1 protein-coding gene is annotated in these 993 nt (G+C 64.0%); it reads right to left on the bottom strand.

The window, feature by feature from the left end; genetic code table 11:
- Positions 1 to 74: 74 nt before the first annotated feature.
- Positions 75 to 993 (bottom strand): flagellin (locus tag OK345_RS17710; protein ID WP_265129324.1); only part of this gene is annotated, 919 nt, incomplete at its 5' end.

Below are 993 nucleotides of genomic sequence, written 5' to 3'. Positions count from 1 at the left end.
GAAGCCCCCAAAAGAAGAAGGCCCCTCCTTGCGGAGGGGCCTCGATCACACCTGACGGGGTGTTGCTACCGGGATCAGCCCAGCAGGCTCAGCACGTTCTGGGTGGAGCTGTTGGCCTGTGCCAGCATGGCGGTACCGGCCTGCTGCAGGATCTGCGTGCGGGTCAGTTCGGCGGTTTCCTTGGCGTAGTCGGTGTCGCGGATGCGGCTGCGCGAGGCCGACAGGTTTTCCGAGGTGGTGTTGAGGTTGGCGATGGTGGAGGTGAAGCGGTTCTGGATCGCACCCATCTCGGCGCGCGAGGAATTCACGGCGGTCAGCGCGCTGTCGATGATGGACAGGGCACGCTGGGCGCCTTCGACCGTGGTGATATCCAGGTCCTGGGCGTGTACGCGGTCGAAGGTATCGGCATCGTCGAGGGCAATAGCGTCTGGATCGGTGAAACCAGAATCATCGAAACCGTCGGTGACGATATCGGTGTTGCCCTTGATCGCGACCAGGCTGACGGTGAACTCGTCGCCAGCTGCGTTGGCCTCCAGCTTGGCGTAGACGCCGGTCTGGTCCATCTTGGCGTTGATGGCGGCCTGCAGGGCGCTGGCGGCCTGCTTGGCGGTGGCGCCGGCATCGAGCTTGATGTCATCGATCTTGACTTCGTTGATGGTGCCACCGGTCAGGACGACCTTGCTGGCGTCATCGGTGTCGGCATCCAGACCATCCACGATGGCGCTGGTCAGTGCGGTGCCTTCGGCATCCTTGGCGAATACCGTGGCGCCGATGGAGTCGGCGCGGGCATTGACGATGCTGTTGATGCCGATGGTCTGGCCGGCGTCGGCGCCGACCTGGAACAGGGCGCCGGAGAAGCTGCCGTCCAGCAGGTTGGTGCCGTTGAAGTTGGTCTGGCGCGAGACGCGGTCGATTTCCTCGACCAGCTGCTTGACTTCGGCATCCAGCGCCTTGCGGTCGGATTCGGAGTTGGTGGCGTTGGCCGACTGCACC

The organism is Xanthomonas chitinilytica, from assembly GCF_026107455.2.
In the GTDB taxonomy this organism is placed as follows: domain Bacteria; phylum Pseudomonadota; class Gammaproteobacteria; order Xanthomonadales; family Xanthomonadaceae; genus Stenotrophomonas; species Stenotrophomonas chitinilytica.
The sequence above is the reverse complement of the archived record's forward strand: the minus strand, read 5'-3'. Positions and strand labels throughout refer to the sequence as shown.